The following is a 24,204-nucleotide window of genomic DNA, read 5'->3' on the forward strand; positions in this document are numbered from 1 at the left end:
GCGTGCCAACCACAGACCAAATCAGGAGGACGGCTCACTGTCGCGCAGTGCCAGCTCGTGGCTGCCGTTGCTTTCAATCAGGGTCAGGACGCGCTCGAAGTGTTCGAGATCCGCCTCGCTGATGTCTCTGAGCATATCGCCCCGCGCATCGTTGACCGCCTTTTCGATTTCTTCAAGCAACGGCGTCGCCCGGGGTGTGAGATACACCAGCTTGGTACGGCGATCCTCTTCACTGGGACGTCGTTCGATCAGCCCCTGCTGGCTCAGCTGATCGAGCGTGCGCACCAGCGACGGCGCTTCGACACCGATGATACGTGCCAGATCGCACTGTGCCTGACCGTCTCCATGACGCCACAGATGATAAAGCGTGACCCAGCGCGTATGTGTCATGCCGAGCGGAGCCAGCCGTTGGTCGATCACGGCGCGCCACAGGCGCGGCACACGCGACACCTTGAGGCAGAGAGATTCGTGCATGTTATCCGTTGGCCATGATTGATCGGGCGCCGATGCCTTGAATGATCGCGCCTCGATACAGGTTAACGTTTGTCTGACAGGGCAGGAATCAGTCCGTCTGATCCCGGCGCAACCAGCCGATGCCTGGCGTTCTTTCGAGACGGCCATCGGCCCGGCGGGCCCGGCCGACATCGTCGACAACGTCAAAGCGTATCACGCCCAGGCGCTGTCCGGCATCCGTTACGACATCAACCTGCCACTGTCCTGCCACATCGGCACCAAAGTGCTGCTTGCGGGACCACGCGCGATATCCCCGGCCGCGACCGCCCTGAATGGTCAGATCAATCTCGTCGACCACCTCGCCCCTGTGGCGCCAGACATGTCGAATGTGCTCGTTCAGTCCCAGGGGAGCATGAACGGCCGTATAGGCATAAAGCCCGTTGGCGCGCAGGTTATCGGAGGTGAGCACCATGCTGCCTCGTGGTTCGCGCTCGGCCGTGTCAAAGGAAGGGGAAAGGGCGCTGGCATTGATCCATAGCGTGGCCGGCGGGATAAAGGTGCGCATTGCCCAGGCGCCACCGCTGATGCCTGCGGCCAGAACGACCAGCACCAGCCAGCGCCAGGCCCGGTCGGGGCGCAAAATGCTGATCAGGCTGGGCAGCGCCACCAGTGGAAAAACGATGGCGGCCAGCATCAGACTGGTACCGGTAGACAGACGCAGCAGCAGCGGCCCAACCACCAGCAGCACGGCAAATACGCACAGGGCGTGATAGCTGAAATAGAGCCATCGCCGCTTTTCGGCAATCCGGAAATAGAGCGGATCCACGATGGAGACAATGGCACAGATCACCAAAAGGCCGGTAAAGATGGCCTGACCGCTGTCCCAGACGGTGGTGATCAAAAAAAAGGGCAGGCAGAAAAACAGGGTTTCCTGATGGGTCAGCTGCGCGCAAAAAGTGGCCAGAAGCCGTGGCAGTGACGAGTGCTCACGGTGGCGGTGCCACCAGCTCCAGAGGCTTTCAAGCGAGAGCAATACCCAGGTCAGCAGCAGGGCCAGTGCCAGCCATGCGCCCAGATTCTGCTGACGGCTGATCAAAAAGAAGCTGAAAATGCCGCTACCGAAGCTGATCAGCGGCCATAGCCAGTAGTAGCGACGCAGCCAGTGATAGAGTCGCTCAAGGCGTGCAGGCACAAGATGGGTCAGGCTTGTCATGGTCTTATCCACGCCCGGGCGTCGTGATGCGATAGCTGTCCGGCATCTCTGCCAGCATGCCACGGCCGCCGGCGAGCGTCAGGGCCAGGTCGGCAAGGCTTGCCCAGGTCGGCAGGGGCGCTGCGCCCTTGATGGCCTGGTCAATACGCTGTGACAGCAGCAACAGCTTGTGCAGGCGCTTCAGGGGCAGCCGTTTCAGGGCCTGCTGATACTGGGGGCGACGCTTTTCCGGAATCATCGGTCTTTGCGCCTTGCAGGCATGTTCAAGGCTCTGTCCCTGATCCATGTGTTGACGAACGGAGAGCAGGGTACGCAGCTCACGAGTCAGTGCCCATAGCACCACGGGCGCCTCGATACCTTCTTCCCTTAGTCCGGAGACAATCCTGACCGCGCGGTCGCGTTCGCCGCGCAGGCAAGCATCCGTCAGATTGAAGACATCATAGCGGGCACTGTCCTCAGTATCGGCAGCAACCGTTTGCGCATTGAGTCGCGCCCCGGCCGGGTGGACCAGCGCCAGTCGAATCAGCGCCTGATCGGCGGCCAGCAGATTGCCCTCGGTGCGCTCGGCCAGCAGCCGCGCCGCCTCCTGATCCAGCTCCAGGCCGTGACGTCCGGCTCGGTCGCGTACCCAGAAGTGCAGTCGCTGATGGTCGATGGGCCATATCGGAACATGAACCCCCTTGCCTTCGAGCGTTTTAAACCATTTGCTCTGCAGCAGGCGCCGCTCCATGCGCCCGGCGCTGATCAGCAGGATATCGCTGCTGTCATCGGCCTGCTGCGCATAGGCTTCCAGCGCCCGCGCGCCTTCCTGGCCGGGCGACTGTGAGCCCAGTCTCAGCTCGATCAGTCGGGACGTGGCAAAAAGAGACAGGTTGTTGGCGCTGTCCATCAGCTGATGCCAGCCAAATCCCTGTTCCACCTGCAGGATTTCACGCTCCTCGACGCCCGCTTCGCGCGCACGGCTTCGGATCGCATCGCAGGCCTCCATATGAAGCAGCGGCTCTTCGCCGGCCACGATATAGATGGGCGAGAGCCGGCGGGTGAGCTGCTCGGAGAGCTTGTCAGGGTAGACCCTCATTCAGGCTGACCCGTCAGGAGGAGGATGTCGACGATGCGGGCTGAACCGTACCGGTGGCATCGGGCTGAAAGGTCTGCAGCCGATCAATCAGGCGGCGGGCCGCTTCCTGATGCAGCTCTTCCTTTAACGCCTCGCGGGCATCATCTCGTGTGAGCAGCTGATCGCTGCTGGTGTAGAAGGTGCCTGTCACGACCACGCTTTCCTGGCTGGCCAGATAGGCGCCATCGTCGACCCGCTGCAGCGACCAGGGCACGGTCAGGGACAGCTGACGCTCCTGGGTGCCGGCATCGCCATAGGTCAACTCGCGTTCCTGGAATTCCTCCGAACCCAGATTGAGGCGCAGGGGCGCCTGATCATTGAGCGTGACACCGGCGCTGTTGAGCTCCTGGGTGACCTGACGGGTCAGTTCGCTGGTCGGGCCACTGGCGCTTTCCAGCGCCAGCTCACCAAGGGTCAGCGTGCTGCCGGGGCCGGTGCCGCGAAGCTGAAAGCCGCAGCCGGCCAGTATCAGTACCAGACCGGCGCCTGCCAGGCCTGCAAGAAACGAGCGTCTTTTCACCTTGAACTCCTTGTGCGCCGTGCTGACAGCGCAGGCAATGTTGTCCTGTTGCCCCGCCATGCACCGGCGGGGCGAGCACTGGAAGGTTCGGTTTATCCGACCACGATATTGATCAGCTTGCCGGGTACCACGATCACCTTGCGTACCGTTTTGCCCTCGATATGGCGCTGCACGTTGGCATCCGCCATGGCCTGGCGTTCGATATCGTCGCGTTCGGCACTGCTGGCCACGGTAACGCGCCCGCGCAGCTTGCCGTTGACCTGCACGGCCAGCTCAACGCTGTCACGTGCCAGCGCCTGTTCGTCGACCTGTGGCCACTCGGCATCGATCACGGGCGTTTGATGCCCCAGATGCTGCCAGAGCGCATGCATGGCATGCGGTGTGATGGGGGCCAGCAGCAGTACACAGGCCTCCAGCGCCTCGCGTACGACGGCCAGGCCCCGGGCGCTGGTGTCCTCAAAGCGCGAGATCGCGTTGGAAAGCTCCATGACGGCGGCGATCGCCGTATTGAAGGTGACACGCCGACCGATATCGTCGCTGGCCTTGGCAATGGTCTCGTGTGTCTTGCGCCGCAGCGTGCGCTGATCATCATCGAGCGCTTCAGCGGTCAGTGCTTCCGGCGTGCCGGTCTCGACATGATCGATGACCTGGCGCCAGAGGCGCTTGAGAAAGCGATGCGCGCCTTCAACGCCGGAATCGGACCACTCAAGCGACTGCTCGGGCGGGGCGGCAAACATCATGAAAAGGCGTACGGTATCGGCACCGAAGCGATCGATCATGGACTGCGGATCAACGCCGTTGTTTTTCGACTTTGACATCTTCTCGATGCCGCCGGGCGTGACCGGTTCGCCATCGCTGATCAGTCGTGCGGTCAGGGGGCGGCCGCGCTCGTCACGCTCGACCGTAACCTCCAGCGGGTTGAACCAGTCGCGGCCGCCGTTGGGCAGCTCGCGATAGTAGGTTTCGGCAACCACCATGCCCTGAGTCAGCAGCCGCTTGAAGGGTTCGTCGCTTTCGACCAGACCGAAGTCGCGCATCAGCTTGTGGAAAAAGCGCGCATAAAGCAGATGCAAAATGGCGTGCTCGATGCCGCCGATATAGATGTCTACCGGCAGCCAGTAGTTGGCACGCTCGTCCAGCATGGCCTGATCGTTGTCGGCGCAGCAAAAGCGGGCGTAGTACCAGGACGACTCCATGAAGGTATCGAAGGTATCGGTCTCGCGAACCCAGCCGTCGCCCAGATCATAAAAGGCCGGCATCTTTTTCAGCGGTGACCCGGTGGCGTCAAATTCGACCTCCCGGGGGAGCTCGACCGGCAGCTCGTCATCGGTCAACGGGACGGTCTGGCCTTCGGGGCCGTACTTGACCGGAATCGGAGCCCCCCAGTAGCGCTGGCGGGCCACACCCCAGTCACGCAGACGGAAATTGGTTTTCACCACGCCGCGGCCTTCCTGCTCAAGACGCGCAGAGATGTTTGAAAAGGCAGCGTCAAAGTCGAGCCCGTCGTACTCACCGGAATTGATCAGTGTGCCGTGCTCGGTAAAGGCGCCCTCGGACAGATCGGGCGTTTTGCCATCATTGCCGGCAATGACCGGGACGATCGGCAGCTCGTATTTTGTCGCAAATTCCCAGTCGCGTTGATCGTGACCCGGAACGGCCATGACGGCACCGGTGCCGTACTCCATGAGCACGAAGTTGGCCACAAACACCGGCAGTCGATCGCCACTGATGGGATGGAGTGCTTCAAAGCCGGTGGGCAGCCCCTTTTTCTCCATCGTCGCCATGTCGGCTTCCGAGGTGCCGCCCTGGCGACACTCCTGGCGAAAGGCCGTCATGCCTTCAACGTGCTCGCTGGCGGCTTCGGCCAGCGGGTGGTCCGCGGCCACGGCCAGATAGGTCACGCCCATCAGGGTGTCCGGACGGGTGGTAAACACCGTCAGGGCATCGCCGCTGTCGGGCAGGGCAGGGCCGTCATCGGCCACAATAAAGCTCAATTCCAGGCCTCGTGACTTGCCGATCCAGTTACGCTGCATGGTCTTGACCTGCTCGGGCCAGTCAACATGCTCCAGATCGGCCAGCAGCTCTTCGGCGTAGTCGGTAATCTTTAAAAACCACAGCGGGATATCGCGGCGCTCGACCAGCGCGCCCGAGCGCCAGCCGCGACCGTCGATGACCTGTTCATTGGCCAGCACCGTCTGATCGACCGGGTCCCAGTTGACCGTGGAGTTTTTCTTGTAGACCAGCCCCTTTTCGACCAGACGCGCGAAAAACCACTGTTCCCACCGGTAATAGTCGCTGTCACAGGTGGCAAACTCACGGTCCCAGTCGTAGGCAAACCCGAGCGCCTTGAGCTGGTCGCGCATGTAGTCGATGTTCTGGTGGGTCCAGTCGCCGGGCGCGACACGGTTTTTGATTGCGGCGTTTTCCGCCGGCATGCCAAAGGCGTCCCAACCCATCGGCTGGAGAACGTTTTTGCCCTGCATGCGCTGAAAGCGGGAGACGACATCACCGATGGTGTAGTTACGCACATGCCCCATGTGTAGTTTGCCGCTGGGATAGGGAAACATGCACAGGCTGTAATACTTTTCGCGATTGGCATCTTCAACCGCCTTGAAGCAGCGGTTTTTTTCCCAGAACTGCTGGGCGGTGCGTTCGATTTCGAAGGGGTTGTATTGTGCGTCCATCGTGTTCGTCTTGAAGCCTTGGGCCGTTGGGCAGCGACGCCCTGAAAATGTATGCGGGCCGAATGACCGATGGTCGAGGCAGCGAAACGACGTCATGATGTCATGAACATCGTTCTGGACAGCGTGCCCCGAGAAGTCAATGCTTGAAATGACGACATCGACCCGGCCGCTGGTGGTGATCAAGGATACCCGACTCGGCCAGTGACAGGTAGGCCCGAGCCGCGACGTTTATCTCATCGGGTACACACGAAAGGAGCGCGATCATGGCAGAGCACGACAAACCCGCAAAAGACCACGATATGGTCTCTGAAACCCGGCAAAACGAGACCGTCGGCGCAGCCTCCGGGGCATCTGACGAGCCCGGTTCCAACCGCCTGTCGGAAGCCTACGAGCGTATCGTCGCCCGCTTTAACGACCGCAGCGATTCGCTGTCCCGTGAAGGCATGCAGCAGGAGCTCGATGAGGCTCTGACCTTTGAAGCCGATGTCGAGGAGTTTACTCGTGACGAGCTGGCCATCCTGCGCGCCTGGGTCGAGCGTGACGTCAGCGACTTCCGACGTTATCTGGTCAGTGGCGGGGAGAGCCTGGCAGGCTTTCTGGGCATTGATCTGAGCATGCTCTCCGACCGGCTGCGCCAGGGGCTTTTGTCAGTGGCCGACCGTACCGCGCTGGATCAGTGGCGCTTCGAGGAAGAGCTCGAAGTGGCGCGCGCTGATTATACCGAAGGGGAAGTGGTGGCACCGGGCCGCATGGCCTGCGTTCACTGTGAGCATCCTGTCATACTGCACTATCGACAGCTGCTGGAACCCTGCCACCAGTGTGGTCATCGCTATTTTCAGCGCGCGGGGGACTGATCGATCAGGAAGGCATGGCCGTTGCCTTTCGTTTCAACGGTACGGACTGGGCATGCCAGGTGGCCTCGTCATCGTTGAGCACACGATGTGCAGACTCCGGCAGGCGCGAGCCGCCGATAAAGGCAAGTACGGCAATGGCGATCAGATAGAACGCGGGTGCCAGCGAGTAGCCGGTCAGGCTGATCAGCCATGTGGCCATCAGCGGCGCGGTGCCGCCAAAAATCGTATAGGCCATGTTGTAGCACAGGGCCGATGCTGTATAGCGCACCCGGGTCGGGAACTGCTCGGCCATCAGAACCGCTGTCACCACGCCACACATCACCGCCCCGATGGCCAGAAGTGAAGCCCCCAGCATGGCAGGCAGCAACTCACCGCTGCCGGCCAGATAATAGGCCGGCAGCACCGCTACGATCAGGCATGCACAGGCCCCGCGTATGGTGTTTCGTCGCCCGATACGATCCGACAGTCTCCCTATCACCGGGCAAAGCAGTCCCGAAAAGACCAGCGCCCCCAGACTCGCCAGCAAAGCGGTCGTGATGCTGGCGCCGCCTGCTACCTGCATGTAGGTCACCATATAGGTGGTGAACATATAAAACGACAGCGCCGTGGCGGAGATGAAAGCGCTCAGGCAGAGGATGGTGGCACGATGCATCTTCACCGTTTCACTGACCGTGGTGTGGGTCGTTTCGGGCGCCTTTTCCAGCGCCTTGAAGGCGGGGGACTCTTCCAGATGCAGACGCATATATAACCCGACCAGCCCCAGCGGCGCGGCGATCAGAAACGGGATACGCCAGCCCCAGGCCTGCATGGCCCCTTCGGACATGACGGCCCCCAGCAGCAGGGTCAGTCCGGCCGCGCAAGCAAAGGCCAGAAAGGTGGATACAGGAATCAGGCTGCCGTAGCGCGCCTTTTGATGAGGCGGGGCGTGTTCAATCACATAGGTGCAGGCCCCGGCATACTCGCCGCCGGCCGAGAACCCTTGAATGCAGCGGGCCAGTGCCAGCAGGATCGGGGCCATAATGCCGATGGCACCGTAGGTGGGCAATACGCCGATCATTGCCGTGGCCCCGGCCATCAAAAGGATGGTAATGGCCAGCACCCGCTTGCGGCCGATGCGATCGCCCAGTCTGCCAAAGAAAAGGCCACCGATCGGGCGCAGGGCAAAGGAGACGGCAAACACCGCGAAGGTCTGCAGCAAAGCGAGCGCCGGCTCACCCGGGGGGAAGAAGTGCCGGGCAATAATGGTGGCGAGAAAGCCGTAGACGGCAAAATCGAACCACTCCACGAAATTGCCGATGGCTGAGGCAACGATGACCTGATGCATGGCCTTGCGCTTTTCCGGCGACAGAGGCGCATGGGCAGAGGCGTAGTGGTCATCGCTGCCGGATGAACCGATATGATTATTGTTGGACATGGTGCATTCCTGAACAGATGAGCAACGTTGGGCGGGATGCCCGCCTGTTCAGTTTGCCATCAGTCATGCCGGAAGACCTCACCAGAGCGCCACCGACATTGTCAGAGGCGACGCCGGCAGACGCAGTGTCTATCGGTGAGCGATTCTATCGACCGGCAAGCCACCCGGCATATTCATGCAGTGCCCAGTAGCTGTTGCCCAGAGCCGTCATGTCGGGGGAGAAGCTGCGCGGGCCAAAACCTGCGCGCGCCGTGAAGGCGGTGGGGGCGGCCAGAACGGTCATGCCTTCATTTTTAAAGGCGCGCTGGGCACGGGGCATGTGCCAGGCACTGGTCACCAGGATAATGGTGTCAATGTTCTCGTCACGCAGCATTCGGGCGCTGTAGATCGCGTTCTGCTCTGTATTGCGGCTTTGTATCTCCCGCCACTGCACGGGCAGCCCAAAGCTTTTTTCAAAGCGAAACGCCATCAGATCCGCCTCGGGCGGGCGCCGCGTGCCGCGTCGTCCACCGCCGCCGGTAATCAGTACCGGCAGGTCGGTCTCACGCTTGATACGGGCGCCGTCGGCCAGCCGCTGCATGGCCATGGGGGTGACATCGTCATAGCCGTCAAGCTGGGACTGTCCGAAAAGACGCCCGCCGCTGAGAATGACGATGGCCTGTGCCTGCTCCCACTGCGCCTGCGTGGCGATGGGGACAGCACTTTCCAGCGGGTCCATCAGTAAAGTGGCAACGCGCGATGTCGACAGCGCCCAGAGCATCAGCACCACGGCAATGCCGAGGCGTTGCCCCCAGCGCCGACGCCAGCGCCAGACCACGACGAGTGCGAACAAAAGCGCCACGATAATGATGCCCGGCGGCAGGAGATACATCTTTAAAAGCGTCAGCATGGTGGTGGTCTCTGCCAGGGCATCAAAAGATCAAGGGGCGTTTCGATGGCGCCCGTGAGAGCGCAAGATACCACCACAAAGCAACATTAACAGTGCCAGAGAAAGCGTCGGCCAGCTGCCCGTGCGCGTAAAGGGGGTCAGGCCCTCCATCGGGCGAATGGCGCCGTTGAGAACGGCCGGCTCAAAGCGCGGTGCCTGCGCCATGATGTGACCATCCGGCGCCACGATGGCGGTCATGCCGTTATTGGTGGCTCGGATCAGATAGCGGTTGTTCTCCAGCGCCCGCAGCTGCGCCATCTGCATGTGCTGCAGCGGCCCGATGGAGTGACCAAACCAGGTGTCGTTGGAAATGGTCACCAGCGCGTTGGCGTTTTCTGCACGCGCGCGCACCAGGTCGGGATAGACGATTTCATAGCAGATGGCGACGCCAAGACGCAGCCCGTGCGCCTGAAGCGGCGGCTGGTCATCGCCGCCGGCGCCAATATTGCCCATCGGGATATTAAATATTTGCAAAAGCCCGCCCAGTAGCGACTCAAGCGGCAGATACTCCCCGAACGGCACCAGATGTGCCTTGCGATACTGGCCCGGCGTCTCCCCCAGCGAAATCATGCTGTTGTAAAACCTGCCGCCTTGATCGCGCTGCATGATGCCTGTCATGAGCGTGCTGTCGGCCGGCAGTGTCGACTGCACGCGCTGCAAAAACGGCATGGCCTGTTGTTCCAGCATGGGCAGCGCCGTTTCCGGCCAGATGACGATGTCGCTTTCCAGCCCGTGCTGGCGGGTCAGACCGAAGTAGGTATTCACCGCATCGCGCTGGCCATCGGGCGTCCATTTGCTCAGCTGTGCCAGATCCCCCTGTACCAGCGAGACCGTGACGTCATCACCCGAGGGTCTGGCCCACTGCATGGGCAAAGCCAGCGGTATCAGCCAGAGCGCAGCCAGCGGTGCCAGCAGCCACCAGGTGCGCGATAAAACCAGCCCGGCCAGCAGCGCACCGCTGAGTGCTACCACCAGTGACACGAGATAGACGCCGCCCAGCGGCGCGAGGCCGGCCAGCGGTGAGCTGACATGGGCGCTGCCCAGAAAAAGCCAGGGAAAGCCGGTAAAGGCCCAGCTGCGAAATGCCTCGCTCAGCGCCCAGGCGCCGGCAAAGGCCACGATGTTGAGTCTGGAGGCGGCGCAGAGGCGGTACAAAAGCGCCGGCAGCATGACAAAAAGCGCCATGGTCACGATGAAAAGGACCGTCAGCACAACGGCCAGCGGCCCACCGGTATTGCCGTAGTCATGGATCGAGACATAGACCCAGGAGGCACCGCTTCCGAACAGGCCGACGCCAAACAGCCAGCCACGCCAAAGGGCCTGACGCAGGCTGACGTTTTGAAGCACGATATAAAAAACTGCCAGCGCCACGGGGCCAAGCCCCCAGAGGTTAAAGGGCGCGAAGGTCAGGGTCGTGAGGGCGCCGGCTAGCAGGGCCAGAAGTGAACCGACGCCGCGGCGCTGTAGCAGGGAGATCATGCGGCATCCTCTGACATGAAAAACGGGCAGGCAACCAGGCCTGCCCGCAGCAGGATTGACAAGGCAGGTACGTGATCAAACCTGCTGGTGGTCGGTATCAATGATCGGGCTGGGATATGTCGTCTGCGGCATTTTTGACATCGGTACGGGTGGCCTGTAGCCAGCGAATGCGTCGGCTGTCGGCGTTCATGACCGTAAATCGCCAGTGATCCAGCTCCGTGGACTCGTTGCGTGCCGGCAGATGCCCGAAGCGCTGCATGACCAGACCGCCAACCGTGTCGAACTCTTCATCGGAGAAGCTGGTCTCGAAGCGCTCATTGAAGTCATCGATGGGCGTCAGCGCCTTGACGGCGTAGGTGCCGTTACCCAGGTCACGGATATCGTCTTCCTCGTCGATATCGTGCTCATCCTCGATGTCGCCAACAATCTGCTCGAGAATGTCCTCGATGGTGATGATGCCGGCTGTACCGCCATATTCATCCACCACGATGGCCATATGATTGCGCGTATCACGGAACTCGCGCAGCAGGTTGTTGAGCCGCTTGGATTCCGGAATAAACAGGGCAGGCCTTAACACCTCACGCAGTCTGAAGCGCTCGCGCTCCTCGCTGTCCTGAAGAATCAGCGGCAGCATGTCCTTGACCAGCAATACGCCGACCACTTCATCGAGATTGTCATCGATGACGGGATAGCGTGAATGGGCGGTCTCGCGAATGATGGGCAGGCATTGATCGGGAGAGTGGTCGGCCTGGATGGCCACGATCTGAGAGCGGGGCACCATGGCTTCGCGGGCCTGCATGGTGCTGATATCAAAGGCCCCCTCGATGATGGTTAGTCCATCCTGATCGAGGCTCAGTCGCGCGGAGGCTTCCTTGAGAAAGCTGATCAGCTCATCGCGACTGCTGGGTTCTTCGTTATCGCCGGAAAAAGCGCCGATTATTCTGTCAAGCCAGGATCGGGATGGCTGACTTGCCGGTCGGTCATCGCTCATGCGTCGGTTCTCTTCTCCTCGGATACCTGATGGCTGTCGTGTGTTCCCGAATTTTCGGAAACAACAGCATAGGGATCGGAAATACCCAGCGTGGACAGGATGTCCCGCTCGAGCTGTTCCATGGTCTCGGCCTCATCATCATCAATGTGATCAAGGCCCAGTAAATGAAGCGTACCATGCACGATCATGTGGGCGAAGTGATCCTCGAGGCGCTTGTGCTGCTCAAGCGCTTCGCGTTTGACCACATGGGGGCTGACAACCAGATCACCCAGCAGGGGCAGGGGAACACCCGGCGGCGCCTCGAAGGGAAAGGAGAGCACGTTGGTCGAGCTGTCGCGGCCACGATAGTCGTGATTGAGACTGCGGCTTTCCTCTTCGCTGGCAAAGCGTACCGTCATCTCGCGGCGCTGCTCTGCCGGGAAATGATCGAGCACGGTGGTCAACCAGTGCTCGAGTGTCTGCTCGTCGGGAAGTGCGTCAAAGTCGACCGCCACCTGGCAGTCGACACAGACCGCTTCACTCATGAGTGGCGATCCTCTTCGGACTCGTGCGCCTCATAGGCATCGATGATGCGTGCCACCAGCGGATGGCGAACCACATCCTTGGAGGCAAAGCGGGTCATGCTGATGCCGTCGATGTCCTTGAGCACGTTGAGCACGTGGATCAGGCCCGAATTCGTGCCGCGCGGCAGATCCACCTGAGTAATGTCGCCGGTAATCACGGCCGTGGAGCCAAAGCCGATACGCGTCAAAAACATCTTCATCTGTTCGCGCGTGGTGTTCTGGCTCTCATCGAGGATGACAAAGGCATTGTTGAGCGTACGCCCGCGCATATAGGCCAGCGGCGCAATCTCGATCACCTGCTTTTCGATCAGCTTGTTGACCTGTTCAAAGCCGAGCATCTCGTAGAGCGCGTCATACAGCGGGCGCAGATAGGGGTCGATCTTCTGGGCCAGATCCCCCGGCAGAAAGCCGAGTTTTTCGCCGGCTTCAACGGCCGGGCGTACCAGAAGAATGCGGCGCACGTCCTGCTGATTGAGCGCTTCCACGGCGGCGGCAACGGCCAGATAGGTCTTGCCGGTACCGGCAGGGCCGATGCCGAAATTGATGTCGTGATTGCGAATGTGTTCAACGTATTGCTGCTGATTTTGCCCGCGCGGCTTGATGACGGCGCGTGGGGTTCGCAGGATCACGCCTTCGCGCGGCAGGTCGTCGTCTTCATCCTCGGCGATCGATTCAAGGCCCGATTCCTGCAGATAAAGATGGACCGTTTCCGGCGACAGGGTCTGCGTCTGGGTCTCGCGGTACAGATGCTCCAGCACGTTGGCGGTGGCCTTGACGCGTGCGGCATTGCCGGCCAGCTGAAACTCGTTGCCACGGTTGCGCACCGTCACTTCGAGACGCTGTTCGATCAGATGAAGATGTTCATCCTGCTGACCACTGAGATTGGCCAGCCGCATGGGGTCATTGGGTTCCAGCGACAGCTGAAGAATACGATGCGAGTTGGCAGTTTTCTGGGTCAATGTTGGGTCCGGTCGTTGCGTCGTTGAAGGGCAGCCTGGCTCTGATGGCGTTCGGGAACAATAGCACCAATTATTCGATCGAAAAGGAGAAGACGCCATCGCGGCTGGTTAACCGCGATGGCGCATCCGGCCGGGACAGGCAACATGACATCGAGTGTGCGTCTGTCGGCTCAGTATTTCCGGTCGGAAATCAGCTCACCCCTTAAAGAGTTGGGGAAGGCTTCCACGATTTCAACATCGACGAAATAGCCGATCAGATCGATCGGATTGGCGGCGCGGAAGTTGACCACACGGTTGTTTTCGGTGCGTCCGGAAAGCTCGCCCGGATCCTTTGGCGAAAAGCCCGACACCAGAATCCGCTGGGTGGTGCCCACCATGCGCCGAGAGATGGCAACGGCGTTCTGTGTAATGCGATCCTGCAGGATCTTCAAACGCTGCTTCTTGACCAGCTCCGGGGTCTCGTCCGGCAGATCGGACGCCGGGGTGCCGGGACGTTTGGAATAGACAAACGAGAAGGAGTGATCAAAGCCGATGCGCTCGATCAGATCCATCGTGTCCAGAAAGTCCTGCTCGGTCTCACCGGGAAAACCAATGATGAAGTCCGAGGAAAAGCTGATATCCGGACGTTTTTCACGAATGCGCTCCATCTTGGCGATGTACTCCTCGCGGCCGTGACCGCGCTTCATCGCCTTCAAAATCCGGTCGGAGCCCGACTGTACCGGCAGGTGCAGATGGCTGACCAGCTCCGGAATCTCGCCAAAAGCCTCGACCAGACTGTCGGTGAACTCCACCGGGTGCGAGGTGGTAAAGCGGATGCGGTCGATACCATCAATCGCTGCCACGGCTGCAATCATTTCGGCCAGATCGATCTCTTCGCCGGCCTCGTCCATGCCGCGGTAGGCGTTGACGTTCTGGCCCAGCAGATTGATTTCGCGCACGCCCTGTTCGGCCAGATGCACGACCTCATCGAGCACGTCCTCGAACGGGCGTGAAATCTCCTCACCGCGGGTGTAGGGCACCACGCAGAAGCTGCAGTACTTCGAGCAGCCTTCCATGATCGACACAAACGACGAGGCGCCATCAGAGCTGGGCGCCGGCAGACGATCAAACTTCTCGATTTCCGGGAAGGTGACATCCACCACCGAGATCAGATTGCCGCTCTCACTGCGGTTATTCATCATGTCCGGCAGGCGGTGCAGGGTCTGCGGGCCGAACACCATGTCGACATGGGGCGCGCGTTTTTGAATATTGTCGCCTTCCTGACTCGCCACGCAGCCACCGACACCGATCACCAGGTCCGGGTTGGCCGCCTTGAGCTTTTTCCACCGCCCGAGCTGATGAAATACCTTCTCCTGCGCCTTTTCGCGAATCGAGCAGGTATTGAGCAAAATGACATCTGCTTCGTTTTCATTGTCCGTCAGTTCAAGCTGATGGGAGTCGCCCAGCAGGTCGGCCATGCGAGCCGAGTCGTACTCGTTCATCTGGCAGCCGTGGGTCTTGATGAAGAGTTTCTTCGTCATGGGCCTTGGATACACATACTAAAAAGTGGGTGTCAGACGATGATCCAGCGATGACGGCACAAAAACGGCCGTGCTTTCGCCCTACCATCGAGAGAAGTGTCGTCAAGCGGTCGCACAGCGACCTGGAAATGGCGAAATTATACGCATGGGGGCAGGCACAGGCCAGCACGCGCTTGTGTAGTGAAAAATGGTCTTTGTGTATCAACACGTGAGCAGGCTCATGACGGGCGCCATGAGCGCAAAAGCCTATGATAGACTCCCGCGCTTGTTGCGGCCCCTGACCGGGCCGCAGCGGTCATCGGTCCGGCGCAACACAGTGAGGATTGAGCGTACATGGCGGCAAAGCCTCTTTATAGAATCAGTTTCCTGCAGCAGGGCGAGCTCTGGGAGCTCTACGCACGCGATATCTTTCAAAGCGAGCTCTGGGGCTTTATCGAGATCGAGGGTGTGGTGTTTGGCGATGACACGAAGGTCGTGGTCGACCCCGGCGCTGAAAAGCTGCGCCGCACCTTTGAGGGCGTCTCGCGCAGCTATCTGCCGATGAACGCCATCGTGCGCATTGATGAAGTCGAGCGTGAGGGTACGCCAAGAGCGGTCAAGGCCGAGGGCAATGTGACCGCCTTCCCGGGCGCCATGCACTGGCCGCCGCGGGAAGAATAAAATTCATCTGAACATTTTTTGAACAAAATGGTGTCATGGCCTGTCAGTCGGGCGCTTTGTGAGTCATGTGAGCAGGTTGTCCCGTAGGTTATCCACAGAAACTGTGGATGAGCAATGGTCTCGGGTATCAGGTAATCGGTACGTCCGGCTCAGGCATCATGATGTAAATATATTTTTTGACGAACCAATGACTCCACCATGAAAACAATTGGAAAACTCTGCGTCGGTATTTTGTTGGGTGTCGGTATCAGCACCGCCCACGCTGAAGAAGCCCGCTGGGTCAGTGATTCGCTATCGACCTATGTTCGAAGTGGTCCCACCGACAGCTATCGCATCGTGGGCACGGTAGATGCCGGCCAGCGCGTCACGCTGGTTGAAGCCCAGGGCGATTACAGCCGTATTCGTACCGAAGGCGGCGACACCGTCTGGATTCCCAGCGATGACCTGCAGTCAGAGCAGAGCGTGCAGGAGCGAGTACCGGAAATGCAGGAGCGCGTGCAGACCCTGACGCAGCGCCTGGAAGGGATCGACGACGAGTGGGACCAGCGTGTTGCCGACATGAAAAGCTCGCTGCAGAGCAGTCAGGCTCGCGTCAATGAACTCCAGACCACCAATGACGACCTCAATGCCCAGCTCACCCAGGCGCAATCGAAAATGCGCGAGTATCAGGCAAGGCTGGATACCGAGCGCGAGGATCTTTTGATGCGCTACTTCGTCTACGGCGGCAGCGTCGCGGGCGGCGGCCTGATACTGGGGCTGCTCGTGCCGCATCTGCCACGGCGTCGTAAAAAGCGCGATCGCTGGTTCTGATCATGTCGTCAACTTCAGGGCAGGGCAACGAGCAGTGGTTTGCGCGCTGGCGGGAAGGGCGCATCGGCTTTCACAGCGATGACGTCCAGCCCATGCTGGCACGTTACTGGTCCGCCCTGACGCTGGCGGCGAATGCCCGGGTACTTTTGCCGCTGTGCGGCAAAAGCGGCGATATCCACTGGCTGGCACAAAAGGGCCATCCGGTACTGGGCGTTGAGCTGGTGGAAGAGGCGGTCACAGGCTGGTTCCAGGCGCAGAACGAGGCGCTGCCCGCGGTACAATCACGCACGAACTTTGAGCGTTTTGAAAGCCTTGAACGCTCCGACAGGGCCGCCGTGACGCTGGATGTCGGTAACTTCTTTCATCTCGAGGCAGGCCTGAGTGACGACATCGATGCCTTTTATGACCGTGCGGCACTGATTGCGCTGCCGCAAGCCGCTCGTCAGCGCTACGCGCTTAAAATGGCCGAGCTGTGCCGGCCCGGCGTAGAGGGGCTTTTGATCTCGGTGGTGCGCGATGAAAACCGCGATCAGGGACCACCCTACGTGGTCACCGATGAGGAAGTCGCGCGGCTTTTTGCGCCCAACTTCGAGCTGGAAAGGCTCGGAGAGCAGCGTGACGAGCGCGGCATGACCGACATTGCCTGGCGTCTGCGGCGCAAAACACCACTGTCCTGCTGAGAATCTGAATGGCCTTGAAACCTGAACGCGCGGTGGCAGGCCGTCATGGCGTATGCACCACTGTGCGCTCAGGCAGTCTCAGGATGTTTCGGGGGCGAACCGGTGCCAGCGCGAGGGGATGAGGTAAAAGTTTGCGCCGCGCTCCGGCTGCAGTCGATCAAAGTCATGATGCGTGATGCTGGCAAGCCAGGGTGTGTCCATCCAGTCAGCGGTCAGCTCGACGCGCACGTCACTGCCCACCGGTGACACGGCATCCACCGTGACCGGCAGATGCGCGCGGCCGTCCGGGGCGGTGGTCAGCATCAGCTCATGGGGGCGCAGCAGCACCTCATCGGGTGCAATGTCTGAGTGCTCCATCGCAATCCAGGCGTTGCCCTGCTGTAGCCGCCCGTCTCGATATTCACCGCCGAAGCGGTTGGTTTCGCCCAGAAACGAAAAGACAAAACGATTGGCCGGGGCGCGGTAGAGCGTCTGCGGCGTATCGATCTGCTCGATTTGTCCGTTGCTCATGACCACGACGCGGTCGGAAAGCTCAAGTGCCTCCTCCTGATCGTGGGTGACAAAGACACTGGTAAAGCCGAACTCCTCGTGCAGATGTCGGAGCCAGCGGCGCAGCTCCAGTCGCACCCTGGCATCGAGCGCGCCGAAGGGTTCATCCAGCAAAAGCACCTCGGGCTCGACGGCCAGAGCGCGGGCCAGCGCCACGCGCTGCTGCTGGCCGCCGGAGAGCTGGGACGGCAGGCGTTTGGCCAGGGCGTCAAGGCGGACTCGCTCGAGCAGATGCTGCACCCGATCGCGGATCTCGGCACTGGAGGGGCGCTCGCCGGCCGGCCGGGCCCGCAGACCAAAGGCCACGTTTTCAAACACGCTCATGTGACGAAAGAGTGCGTAGTGCTGAAAGACAAAGCCGACCCGGCGCTTTCGCACGTGGACATGGGTCACGTCGCGCTCGCCAAAGTGAATCGAGCCGCCATCCGGCGCTTCAAGGCCTGCAATGATGCGCAAAAGCGTGGTCTTGCCGGACCCCGACGGGCCCAGGAGCCCCACCATTTCCCCTTTTTTGATCTCCAGCGACAGCGGATGCAGGGCCGTCGTGTTGCCAAAGCGTCTGGAGACACCGCTTACGGTAATGCTCATGCTGTTTTCTCCCGACGATGGGTATGCCACTCAAGCAGTGCCTTGATCATCAGCGTCACGATGGCAAGGGCGGCCAACAGGGCCGCACTGGTGAAGGCGCCCACCGTGTTGTAATCCTGATACAAAAGCTCCACCTGCAGCGGCAGATTGATGGTTTCACCGCGAATGCTGCCCGACACGACCGAGACGGCGCCGAACTCGCCGATGGCGCGGGCATTGGTCAGAATCACCCCGTACACCAGCGCCCAGCGAATGTTGGGCAGGGTAATGCGGCGAAAAAGCGTCCAGCCACCGGCGCCCAGCGTCACGCCGGCTTCTTCCTCGGCGCTGCCCTGCGCCTGCATCAGGGGAATCAGCTCGCGCGCCACAAATGGACAGGTCACGAAAATGGTCACCAGCACCATGCCGGGCCAGGCAAACATCAGCTGCACGTCCTGTTCGGACAGGATGCTGCCCAGCCAGCCAGTGCGACCGTAGAGCAGCAGATAGAGCAGACCGGCCACGACCGGCGAGACCGCAAAGGGGATATCGATCAGCGTCTGCAAAAGGCGCCGACCGGGAAAGGCAAAGCGGGTCACAAGCCAGGCCAGAAAGATGCCGAAAATCAGATTGACCGGTACGGTCAAAAGCGCGATCAAAAGCGTCAGGCCGATCGCCTCCCGGGTAAAGGTGCTGGTCAGGTTCTGCCAGAACGGCCCCATGCCTTCGGCCAGGGCCTGATAGAAGATGCCGGCCAGCGGGATGACCAGAAACAGCGTTGTCATGATCACGGCCAGCGAAATCAATACCAGCCGTGTGGCGGCACCATCACCAATGCGCTTCATGTCAGTGCCTCCCGCCATGCAGACGGCGATAGAAACGCCCCTGCCAGAGATTGATGGCCAGCAACAGCAGCAGCGACACCAGCATGACCAGCGAGGCGATGGCGGCGGCCCCGGCGTAGTCGTACTCCTCAAGGCGCGTGGCCATCATCAGCGAGACCACCTCGGTGCGGTAGGGCATGTTGCCGGCAATAAAGATGACGGCGCCGAACTCGCCCAGTGAACGAGCAAAGGAGAGCCCGGTGCCGGTAACAATGGCCGGCCAGATATGCGGCAGGATGACCCGCCGAAAGGCATACAGGTTGCTGGCGCCCAGTGTGAGTGCCGCCTCGTCGGCATGGCCCGGCAGGTCCTCGAGTACCGGCTGCACGGTGCGCACTACAAAGGGCACGCTGGTAAAGGCCATGGCCAGCGCAATCCCCAGCCAGGTATAGGCGACCTCGATGCCCAGCGGTTCGAGCAGGCTGCCTACGGCGCCATTGCGCGAATAAAGGGTGGCCAGCGTAATGCCGGCCACCGCCGTGGGCAGGGCAAAGGGCAGATCCATCAGCGCATCAAGGATGCGCTTGCCGGGAAACGTGTAGCGCGCCAGCACCCAGGCCATCAACAGCCCGAACATTGCATTGAAAAGCGACGCCGCCAGTGCGGCCAGCAGCGTCACCTTATAGCTTGCAATCAGGCGCGGGTCGGTAATCGCCGCCCAGTACTGTGACCACGACAGCGTCGAGAGCTCTCCGATGAGGCTGGTCATCGGCAGCAGCAGGATCAGCGACACAAACAGCAGGGTCACGCCCAGCGAGAGCGAAAACCCCGGCAATACCCTGGCCGAGCGCGTGCTCATTAACGGCGCTGCAGCTGGTCGAGTTCACCACCGCTGGTGAAATGCGTCTGCATCACATCCTCCCAGCTCCCGAAGGCATCCTCGATACGCAGCAGGGTGGTCTGCGGGAAACGCTCGGCAAACTCTTCGCTGATCTCGTCATCGTTGACGCGATAGTAGTACTGCGCCAGCGTACGCTGTGCCTCGGGCGAGTAGAGATACTCCAGATAGCCCTTTGCCAGATCCTCGGTGCCGTTGCGCTCGACGTTTTTGTCCACCCAGGTCACCGGAAACTCGGCCATGATGTCCACCGGCGGCACAACGACCTCATAGTCATCCGGACCGTACTGGTTACGGATGTTGTTGGCTTCCGATTCGAACGTGATCAGCACATCGCCGATGCCGCGTTCGGCAAAGGTGGTCGTGGCGCCGCGACCGCCGGTATCGAAGACCTCGACATTGCCCAGCATCTTTTTCATGTAGTCACGTGTGGCGGCGTCATCATCGCCGTTATCGTGATTGCTGGCCGCCCAGGCCGCCAGATAGGTGTAGCGTCCGTTGCCGGAGGTCTTGGGGTTGGGAAAGACCAGTGCCACGTCATCACCGGCCAGATCTGCCCAGGTGCGGATATCCTTTGGATTGTCCTTTCTGACCAGAAACGCCATGGTCGAGTAGTAGGGCGAGCTGTAGTTGGGCAGGCGCGACTGCCAGTCTTCGGGGATCAGCTGTCCCTTTTGTGCCAGCACGTCGACATCAGTGACCTGATTGAAGGTCACGACATCGGCGCGCAGCCCCTGCAGGATGGCGCGGGCCTGGGTCGAGGAACCGGCGTGGGTCTGTTTGACGCCGACCGATTCACCGTGTTCTTCCTGCCAGTGCTCAACGAACTGCGGATTGAGTTCGGCGAAGAGTTCGCGCGCGATATCGTAGGAAGCATTGAGCAGTTCGCGATCGGCACTGAAGGCCTGAGTGCTGCCAAGGGCGGTCCCCAGGACAGCCGTGGCAATGGCGCGGCGTAAAAGACTCGAGCGTGACATATCGTGTTCCCCGGCATCTGATCGTCAAAATTGTTATCGAAGGCCAGTGATTCTGGCGTTGAGCAGAGGCTAAACAAAACTCATGGGAATGACAATCCGGCCGGTTATGCCATTTTGTTCTTTAAACCTGAGCCAGGGTTAGCCCATCGGGTCTGCACAACCTCTGCCGCCGAGAGGCTAGAGGCCCAGTGCCGATGACGTTTCCCGACGCGGGTCGGCACCACCCTGAAAGCCCTCCTCGTTGATCAGAATCGACTGGCTGGCGCCCATGGCCGATTTCTGAACCACGTTATGGCCCATGCCCTCCAGTAGCCGCACGGTGTCCGGACTGAAGCCATCCTCGATGCGAAGCTCGTCGGGCAGCCACTGATCGTGAAAGCGCGGCGCACTGACAGCCGATTGAACGTTCATGCCGTGATCGATGACGTTGCTGATCACTTCAAGCGTGGTGGTGATAATGCGGGAGCCGCCGGGGCTGCCGGTGATCAGGAAATTTTTGCCATCGCGCTTGACGATGGTCGGCGTCATGGAAGACAGCATGCGCTTGCCCGGTTCTACGGCATTGGCCTCGCCGCCGATCAGGCCGAAGGCGTTGGGCACACCGGGCTTGGCTGAAAAATCATCCATTTCGTTATTGAGCAGAAATCCCGCGCCGTCCACGGCAATGCCGGAGCCGTAGCTGAAGTTGAGCGTATAGGTGTTGGAAACCGCCAGTCCCGAGTCATCGGCGACCGAATAGTGCGTGGTCTCGTTGGATTCATAAGGCGTGAGGTTGCCCGGGCCGATGGCCTCTGAGGGCGTCGCCTTTTCAAGAGAGATCTGCGCGCGCAGCTCGCGGGCATAATCCTTTGAAGTCAGCGCCTTGACCGGTACCTCAAAAAAGTCCGGGTCGCCCAGGTATTTCGAGCGGTCGGCATAGGCGCGGCGCATCGCCTCGCTCATCAGGTGCATGCTGGCGGCCGAGCCAAAGCCCGTGCCGGTCAGGTCATCGTTTTCCAGCATGTTGAGAATCTGCACGATATGAACGCCGCCGGAGGAGGGCGGCGCCATCGCATAGACGTCGTAACCCCGGTAGGTGCCGTGAACCGGCGCGCGCTCGATCGCGCGATAATTCTTGAGATCCTCATGGGTCATGATGCCGCCATGGGCCTTGATGGTGTCGATCAGGTGATCGGCCGTTTCGCCTTCATAAAACTCGCGCGGTCCGTTTTGTGCGATGCGTTCAAGGGTGGCCGCCAGTTCGCCCTGTTGAAACACCTCGCCGGCGCGCCAGTCGCTGCCATCGGCCTTGTAGAACAACCGTTGCGTGCCGTCGTTTTTTTCGAGCTGCTCGCGGCTGTCGTTGAGACCATCGGCGAAACGCGCCGGAATGGTAAAGCCGTCGCGTGCCAGACGGATGGCCGGCGCCATGACCCGGTCAAGTGACATGGAACCATAGCGCTCCAGCGCCATCGCCATGCCGGATACCGTACCCGGTACGCCCGAGGCGTTGGCCGAATAGCGCGACGCCGCCTCGACCACGTTGCCCTCATCGTCCTGAAACATGGTTTCAAAGGCGCCGGCAGGCGCGGTTTCCCGATAGTCGATCGAGGTGACATCGCCGCTTGCCTCATCAGAGATCACCATGAAACCGCCGCCGCCAATGTTGCCCGAGCGAGGCTGTACCACGGCAAGCGCAAAGCCAATGGCCACGGCGGCATCCACAGCGTTGCCGCCATCGCGCAAAATGTCGTGTCCCACCCTGCTTGCCAGCGTATGACTGGTGACCACCATGGCGTGCTGGCCGGGCACGCCATGAAAACGCTCACCTTCGATGATGGGCGTTGCGGCGTCGGCGACCGACGGCATCAGCATGACAAGCAGACAGGTCAGCGTTAATGATTTTCCCTTGAACATGTGACGTTCCTTTTGTCTTGTTGGATTAGCCCGGTTTAATGCAGTATGGCAAAGACAGTGCCGCTGCAGGGTGTCAAGGCACGAGCGGTGCCTGTTGATCAGTGGTTGTCGCGCTTTTTGATGACCATGCACTATAGTGATTGCTGACGTTCATACAGAGGTTATTGCCATGCCCGATCAAACGCCTACTCCCCGCACTGCCTGCGTCAAGAAGGTCGAAAAGGGCGGTGGTAAAACCGTCTATGAAGTGCGCGGCGTCAATCCCGACACGGATACCCTGCTCAGTGAATACGAAACCGAGCAGGAGGCGCTGGATGCCGTCGAGCGCTATGAGTGCGAAAACTGACGCCCTGACTTTCTCGATCAGGGGCCGCGATGACGCGGCCCCTTTTTTGTACCGCATTCCCATCTCCGCTCGGGTCGGCTCTGTTACGAGACGTGATCGCGGTGTACGCTGATTGATATCGAATTTGTTTGATGAGGTGTTTACAGTGCAACAACCCTTCAGGATTGCGCCTTCCATTCTGTCGGCGGATTTCGCTCGCCTGGGGCAGGAGGTGGATGACGTACTGGCCAGCGGCGCCGATACGATCCACTTTGATGTCATGGACAATCACTACGTGCCCAATCTGAGCTTCGGGCCGGCGGTCTGCCATGCGCTGCGCAATTACGGCGTGACCGCGGAAATCGATGTGCATCTGATGGTGTCACCGGTCGATGATCTGATTCGCGCCTTTCTGGATGCCGGCGCCAACCACATCACCTTTCATCCCGAGGCCAGTCTGCATATCGACCGCTCGCTGCAGCTGATCATTGACGGCGGTGCCACCGCGGGGCTTGCGCTCAATCCTGCCACGCCGCTTTCAACGCTCGACCATGTCCTCGACAAGCTGTCGATGCTGCTGGTGATGACGGTCAACCCGGGCTTTGGCGGGCAGTCCTTTATTCCGGCCATGATGGACAAGCTGCGTCTGGCGCGGGCCATGATCGATGCAACCGGCAAGCCCATACGTCTTGAAGTGGACGGTGGCATCAACGCTGACAATATTGGTGAGATTGCCCGTGCCGGTGCCGATACCTTCGTGTCCGGCTCGTCCATCTTTGCCAAACGCAGTGACAGCGACCCGAATCGCTATGATTCCATCATGCGCGCCTTCAGGGAGCCGCTGGATGGCCTGTCAGGCTGACCGGCAGGCGGAAGTGACATTAACGCCTGCGATCTGGTCGCTCTACATCATTGAAAACCGGCTGGGACATCTCTATACCGGCGTGACCACGGATGTGGCACGCCGTTTCAGTGAGCATCATCAAAACGGTGCGCGCTGCGCCCGGTCCCTGCGTGGCAAGGGCCCGTTGCAGCTGCGGTTTTCCTGTCAGGTAGGGGACAAAAGCCGGGCACTTCGTCTTGAGCGGCGCATCAAGAAACTTTCCCGTCATCAACGCCTTGCCATTATCGAAGCAGGCAGGCTGCCTCCTGAGTAATCCTCCAGTCGGAGGCGTTGCGTCACACCTTTTCCTGCCTGAATCGTTGCCTTCAAGGCTTTACGTCGACGCCGTCATTGAAACGAAACTTAAACTATCGTCGTATTAATGATACTGTGCGCGCGCTGCGACACATCACCGCATTCAGCCGTGAGCCAGGCATGAC

At 60.5% G+C, this 24,204-nt stretch carries 24 protein-coding genes; 7 read left to right on the plus strand and 17 right to left on the minus strand.

Going from position 1 to position 24,204, the window contains the following annotated elements; genetic code table 11:
- Positions 1–21: 21 nt before the first annotated feature.
- The 5 genes from slyA to leuS all read right to left on the minus strand — a co-directional run bounded on the left by slyA (position 22) and on the right by leuS (position 5,987).
- Positions 22–474, minus strand: a complete 453-nt coding sequence (slyA, locus tag ACS92L_RS02455) for a transcriptional regulator SlyA (protein ID WP_438766764.1) — start codon at positions 472–474, stop codon at positions 22–24.
- Positions 475–562: 88 nt separating this feature from the next.
- Positions 563–1,666, minus strand: coding sequence for a DUF5924 family protein (locus ACS92L_RS02460; RefSeq protein ID WP_438766766.1), 1,104 nt, complete (start codon positions 1,664–1,666; stop codon positions 563–565).
- A gap of 4 nt (positions 1,667–1,670) precedes the next feature.
- The gene (gene holA / locus ACS92L_RS02465; protein WP_438766767.1) at positions 1,671–2,744 is read right to left on the minus strand and encodes a DNA polymerase III subunit delta; all 1,074 of its coding nucleotides are present in this window, start codon (positions 2,742–2,744) and stop codon (positions 1,671–1,673) included.
- A gap of 13 nt (positions 2,745–2,757) precedes the next feature.
- Entirely contained in the window at positions 2,758–3,303 is a 546-nt protein-coding gene (locus ACS92L_RS02470) for an LPS-assembly lipoprotein LptE (protein ID WP_438766769.1), read from the minus strand.
- A 92-nt stretch (positions 3,304–3,395) separates the two neighbouring features.
- A complete protein-coding gene (leuS, locus tag ACS92L_RS02475; protein WP_438766771.1) occupies positions 3,396–5,987 on the minus strand; it encodes a leucine--tRNA ligase in 2,592 nt (863 codons plus the stop codon).
- Between the two features lie 299 nt (positions 5,988–6,286).
- On the opposite strand from leuS, the gene ACS92L_RS02480 reads away from it, so the two are divergent.
- Positions 6,287–6,841 carry a zinc ribbon-containing protein gene (locus ACS92L_RS02480; RefSeq protein WP_438768393.1) on the plus strand — a complete coding sequence of 185 codons (555 nt, stop codon included), beginning with the start codon at positions 6,287–6,289 and terminating at the stop codon, positions 6,839–6,841.
- Positions 6,842–6,845: 4 nt separating this feature from the next.
- Here ACS92L_RS02480 and ACS92L_RS02485 read toward each other — a convergent pair whose 3' ends face one another.
- The 7 genes from ACS92L_RS02485 to miaB form a co-directional block, all read right to left on the minus strand.
- Positions 6,846–8,255 carry an MFS transporter gene (locus tag ACS92L_RS02485; RefSeq protein WP_438766772.1) on the minus strand — a complete coding sequence of 470 codons (1,410 nt, stop codon included), beginning with the start codon at positions 8,253–8,255 and terminating at the stop codon, positions 6,846–6,848.
- A 145-nt stretch (positions 8,256–8,400) separates the two neighbouring features.
- Positions 8,401–9,144: a YdcF family protein gene (locus ACS92L_RS02490; RefSeq protein WP_438766774.1), complete on the minus strand. Its 744-nt coding sequence runs from the start codon at positions 9,142–9,144 to the stop codon at positions 8,401–8,403.
- Between the two features lie 30 nt (positions 9,145–9,174).
- The gene (gene lnt, locus ACS92L_RS02495) at positions 9,175–10,662 is read right to left on the minus strand and encodes an apolipoprotein N-acyltransferase (protein WP_438766776.1); all 1,488 of its coding nucleotides are present in this window, start codon (positions 10,660–10,662) and stop codon (positions 9,175–9,177) included.
- A gap of 97 nt (positions 10,663–10,759) precedes the next feature.
- Positions 10,760–11,653 carry an HlyC/CorC family transporter gene (locus tag ACS92L_RS02500; RefSeq protein WP_438766778.1) on the minus strand — a complete coding sequence of 298 codons (894 nt, stop codon included), beginning with the start codon at positions 11,651–11,653 and terminating at the stop codon, positions 10,760–10,762.
- Positions 11,650–12,177, minus strand: a complete 528-nt coding sequence (gene ybeY, locus ACS92L_RS02505) for an rRNA maturation RNase YbeY (protein ID WP_438766780.1) — start codon at positions 12,175–12,177, stop codon at positions 11,650–11,652. The genes ACS92L_RS02500 and ybeY overlap by 4 nt, the downstream gene beginning before the upstream one ends.
- Positions 12,174–13,175: a PhoH family protein gene (locus ACS92L_RS02510; protein ID WP_438766782.1), complete on the minus strand. Its 1,002-nt coding sequence runs from the start codon at positions 13,173–13,175 to the stop codon at positions 12,174–12,176. The genes ybeY and ACS92L_RS02510 overlap by 4 nt, the downstream gene beginning before the upstream one ends.
- Before the next feature lie 170 nt (positions 13,176–13,345).
- Complete coding sequence (gene miaB / locus ACS92L_RS02515; protein WP_438766784.1) at positions 13,346–14,695, minus strand: tRNA (N6-isopentenyl adenosine(37)-C2)-methylthiotransferase MiaB; 1,350 nt, start codon at positions 14,693–14,695, stop codon at positions 13,346–13,348.
- A 333-nt stretch (positions 14,696–15,028) separates the two neighbouring features.
- Between miaB and ACS92L_RS02520 the strand changes: the two genes are divergently transcribed.
- The 3 genes from ACS92L_RS02520 (at position 15,029) to ACS92L_RS02530 (ending at position 16,845) form a co-directional block, all read left to right on the plus strand.
- Positions 15,029–15,355 (plus strand): DUF1820 family protein, encoded by a 327-nt coding sequence (locus ACS92L_RS02520; protein ID WP_438766786.1) that lies wholly within the window; start codon positions 15,029–15,031, stop codon positions 15,353–15,355.
- Between the two features lie 198 nt (positions 15,356–15,553).
- Positions 15,554–16,165 (plus strand): TIGR04211 family SH3 domain-containing protein, encoded by a 612-nt coding sequence (locus ACS92L_RS02525; protein ID WP_438766788.1) that lies wholly within the window; start codon positions 15,554–15,556, stop codon positions 16,163–16,165.
- Positions 16,166–16,167: 2 nt separating this feature from the next.
- Positions 16,168–16,845: a thiopurine S-methyltransferase gene (locus ACS92L_RS02530; RefSeq protein ID WP_438766790.1), complete on the plus strand. Its 678-nt coding sequence runs from the start codon at positions 16,168–16,170 to the stop codon at positions 16,843–16,845.
- A gap of 78 nt (positions 16,846–16,923) precedes the next feature.
- On the opposite strand, the gene ACS92L_RS02535 is transcribed toward ACS92L_RS02530, so the two are convergent.
- From ACS92L_RS02535 to ggt, 5 genes are all read right to left on the minus strand, one after another.
- Positions 16,924–17,982 carry a sulfate/molybdate ABC transporter ATP-binding protein gene (locus ACS92L_RS02535; protein ID WP_438766792.1) on the minus strand — a complete coding sequence of 353 codons (1,059 nt, stop codon included), beginning with the start codon at positions 17,980–17,982 and terminating at the stop codon, positions 16,924–16,926.
- Positions 17,979–18,806: a sulfate ABC transporter permease subunit CysW gene (gene cysW, locus ACS92L_RS02540; protein ID WP_438766794.1), complete on the minus strand. Its 828-nt coding sequence runs from the start codon at positions 18,804–18,806 to the stop codon at positions 17,979–17,981. Before cysW ends, ACS92L_RS02535 begins: the two co-directional genes overlap by 4 nt.
- A 1-nt stretch (position 18,807) precedes the next feature.
- A complete protein-coding gene (cysT, locus tag ACS92L_RS02545) occupies positions 18,808–19,644 on the minus strand; it encodes a sulfate ABC transporter permease subunit CysT (protein WP_438766796.1) in 837 nt (278 codons plus the stop codon).
- Positions 19,644–20,660 (minus strand): thiosulfate ABC transporter substrate-binding protein CysP, encoded by a 1,017-nt coding sequence (gene cysP, locus ACS92L_RS02550; RefSeq protein WP_438766798.1) that lies wholly within the window; start codon positions 20,658–20,660, stop codon positions 19,644–19,646. Before cysP ends, cysT begins: the two co-directional genes overlap by 1 nt.
- A 177-nt stretch (positions 20,661–20,837) precedes the next feature.
- Entirely contained in the window at positions 20,838–22,556 is a 1,719-nt protein-coding gene (ggt, locus tag ACS92L_RS02555; RefSeq protein ID WP_438766800.1) for a gamma-glutamyltransferase, read from the minus strand.
- A 169-nt stretch (positions 22,557–22,725) separates the two neighbouring features.
- Here ggt and ACS92L_RS02560 point away from each other — a divergent pair, with 169 nt between their 5' ends.
- The 3 genes from ACS92L_RS02560 (at position 22,726) to ACS92L_RS02570 (ending at position 24,038) form a co-directional block, all read left to right on the plus strand.
- A complete protein-coding gene (locus ACS92L_RS02560; RefSeq protein ID WP_438766802.1) occupies positions 22,726–22,902 on the plus strand; it encodes a hypothetical protein in 177 nt (58 codons plus the stop codon).
- A 145-nt stretch (positions 22,903–23,047) separates the two neighbouring features.
- On the plus strand, positions 23,048–23,743 hold the full coding sequence (rpe, locus tag ACS92L_RS02565; protein ID WP_438766804.1) for a ribulose-phosphate 3-epimerase: 696 nt from the start codon (positions 23,048–23,050) through the stop codon (positions 23,741–23,743).
- Entirely contained in the window at positions 23,727–24,038 is a 312-nt protein-coding gene (locus tag ACS92L_RS02570) for a GIY-YIG nuclease family protein (RefSeq protein ID WP_438766806.1), read from the plus strand. Before rpe ends, ACS92L_RS02570 begins: the two co-directional genes overlap by 17 nt.
- The last annotated feature ends 166 nt before the right edge of the window (positions 24,039–24,204 follow it).

Origin of the sequence: Kushneria halocnemicola, assembly GCF_965650455.1 — a bacterium.
In the GTDB taxonomy this organism is placed as follows: domain Bacteria; phylum Pseudomonadota; class Gammaproteobacteria; order Pseudomonadales; family Halomonadaceae; genus Kushneria.